The organism is Okeania sp., from assembly GCF_983059655.1.
Map to the genome: position 1 here is coordinate 1 of NZ_CEZPJD010000918.1, position 2905 is coordinate 2905.

Genomic DNA, 2905 nt, shown 5'->3' on the forward strand with positions numbered 1-2905 from the left:
CCTACTCCCTACTCTAAGTGCCAAAAATAATTTTGTGGTCTACTCAAATGAAAAGTGCTGTAATACCATACTCAGATAGGTCATACTAAATCCTGTTTAGATAGGAGCTTTATTAGGAAAGTAAGGCAGAAGGCAGAAGGATTAGAGAATATTTGGAAAAAGTACCTTTTCATAACCGTATTTAGTATCAGTTATAAATAAAATTTAAGAACTAACAGTATTGAAGAAATACTAAAATTATCTTGACTTTTATCCTTTTTTCCCTTCTTCCCTCTGCCTTTCCTGATAATAAATTTTCATCTTTGCCAAAGTTTTCGTAAAGCAGAAGCAACTACATCAGAATAACGTAATTCTCCAGACAAAATTTTAGTCATAATAGTAGTAGCGCGAGGTCGTTTCACACCTACTTGATAACCAATATGTGAAAAGTGAGAAAATCCTTGGGCTAAACGTTGTGCCCAGACCATATCTTTACCCCATTCTTCATTAATTATTTGACTGTATTTTTCTAAAGTAAATAAATCGCCATTTAGAGAATTATGAATTGCTGCGGCTGCTTTAATACCTGTAAATATAGAAGGACGAATTCCTTCAGCAGTAAAAGGGTCAACAATACAAGCTGCTTCTCCTGCTAAAACAGCATTTTGTGTATGTAATTTTTGATTGCCATTCCATAAACATAAAGGATGACCAAACTTCTGAACATTTTGAATATTTACCTCAAACAGAGTTGCATATTCTGTTAATAAAGCTGAAAAGTTTTGACCGTGTTTTCGCCAAAATGTACCTACTCCAATTGAGTATCCATCTGCTTTAGGAAAATTCCAAACGTAGCCATTATTTAACAATCCAAATTCAAAATAGGCACTATCAATTTGCTGATTTTCAACTGGTACTTCTATTTCCATTGCACCACCAGCAAAACGTTTACGATTGTTAAAACCTAACCATTTAGCCATGGAACCTTTAGCACCATCAGCAGCAATTAAATAACGACCAATAAATGATTGATTATTGGTGTTAACTTGCCAGTTATTATTCTTAAATTCTATGCCGATAACTTTAATTTTATCTCTAATTTCTGCTCCCTGTTTTTGCGCTTGTTGAACAATAAAGTAATCAAAAACTTCTCGGCGAACCATCCAAATTGGTTCTTGATTTTTTAGGTTAACTTCTACTAAATCGCCTTTTTTCCAAGTATAACGAATGGAATTTATTTTCAGAGAAATAGCTGGTGTAAAATCAAAATCAAACCATTCTTGAACAATGGGAGAAACTCCACCTCCACAGGGTTTATATCTAGGTAAAGATTCTTTTTCTAAGACTAATACAGAACGTCCGTTTTTTGCTAGATGATATGCTGCACTTGCTCCTGCGGGCCCGGAGCCAACTATAATACAATCAAACATTATAATTAGGAAGTAGGGTTATTTCAGTTATCAGTTATCAGTTATCAGTTATCAGTTATCAGTACCTCTGCCTATTTGCACAGCATGACCTAGGAAAGTAAAGTGAATTGAAACTATTGAACTTGATTTTTTTTATCCCCTTGTAGAGCGGTAGCTCGCGGCGCAGCCAAGGGGAGGCTTGAGACACTATTTTTTGGTTAAAAGGCATAAGATATTTTGGTTTAATACTGATAATCGTTACAAATATTACTAAAGCATTACTATTACTTAATAACTGAAGTATTAATGAAGTATAGCATTATCTTTGGGAATTAGTATAATTTAGCAGTTTTAATGTTTTTAGTATTATCTCAAAATAGAATCATCGGGAAAAAGTAGATATCATTTCTTGAAGAAGGCAGAAAGTCTAATTGCTTATGGATAGTCTTCGATACGCCACTTCATGTCTACAAACCCCAAGTAATTTTAAGTACTGTTTAGACGGTGAGGTATTAAACCCGCCACAGAAAAGATAATAATACTCTTGGAAAAAAATATGCAAATTCAGACACACAGGAAAGTATATACTCCAGAAGAATATTTATTATTAGAGGAAAATTCTGAAGATAAACATGAATATTTAGATGGAAAAATAATATCAATGACAGGGGAAATTACTAATCATAATGAAATTACAGGTAATTTATGTGCTTACTTAAAATTTGCTTTAAAAGGCAAAAATTATCGCATATTTATTGGTGATGTTCGTTTATGGATACCCGATTATAATTTATATACTTACCGAGAAATTGTGGTCTAAAGCGTCCCCTTTTAAGGGAAAAAAAAGATAATTCCTTGTTTTCTTGCCTCCTTACTGCAAAAGTACTGATAACTGATAACTGATAACTGATAACTGATAACTGAAATAACCCCGATCTTATGATAATTGAAGACAAACTAAAATATCACCAAAGTCGTACAGATACACTTACTAATCCCTTAATAATTGTTGAAGTATTATCAAAATCAACAGCAAATTATTACCGAGGAGATAAGTTTAAATTTTATCGGTCAATTCCTGAGTTTAAAGAGTATATTTTGATTGACCAATACCAATTTTATATCGAACAGTATGCTAAAACTTCTGAGGATAAATGGGAAGTTACATATTATGAATCTGAAGAGTCAAAGTTAAAGTTAACTACTCTAGATTTTGAAATAGCATTTAGTGACCTTTACGAAAGAGTTGATTTTAAGAACCAAGATATAGCAATATGATTTGAGTTATGAGATATTGGAAACTTTTAGGGAACAGGGAACAGGGAACAGAGAAGAAGAAAAAAAATATATCATGTGAATATAATAATTGCTATATTTGAATAATTTATAAATTTTACTTTTATACCAATTCCCAAAAGTTCTTATTTAATTACTATATCTTCAACTAACTTAAATCACAGGTTCAAATCCCACATCCATCAATTAAGGTTTAGGAAGGAAACTTTGGCAATAACTTT

3 protein-coding genes are annotated in these 2905 nt (G+C 32.2%); 2 read left to right on the forward strand and 1 reads right to left on the reverse strand.

What is annotated here, in order from left to right:
• Window positions 1–296: 296 nt before the first annotated feature.
• The gene (locus AC3DU7_RS30160) at window positions 297–1409 is read right to left on the reverse strand and encodes a geranylgeranyl reductase family protein (protein WP_488042921.1); all 1113 of its coding nucleotides are present in this window, start codon (window positions 1407–1409) and stop codon (window positions 297–299) included.
• A gap of 535 nt (window positions 1410–1944) precedes the next feature.
• Between AC3DU7_RS30160 and AC3DU7_RS30165 the strand changes: the two genes are divergently transcribed.
• Together AC3DU7_RS30165 and AC3DU7_RS30170 are read left to right on the forward strand one after the other, a co-directional pair.
• A complete protein-coding gene (locus AC3DU7_RS30165; protein WP_488042922.1) occupies window positions 1945–2208 on the forward strand; it encodes a Uma2 family endonuclease in 264 nt (87 codons plus the stop codon).
• A gap of 119 nt (window positions 2209–2327) precedes the next feature.
• Window positions 2328–2666, forward strand: coding sequence for a Uma2 family endonuclease (locus AC3DU7_RS30170; RefSeq protein WP_488042923.1), 339 nt, complete (start codon window positions 2328–2330; stop codon window positions 2664–2666).
• Window positions 2667–2905 lie beyond the last annotated feature (239 nt).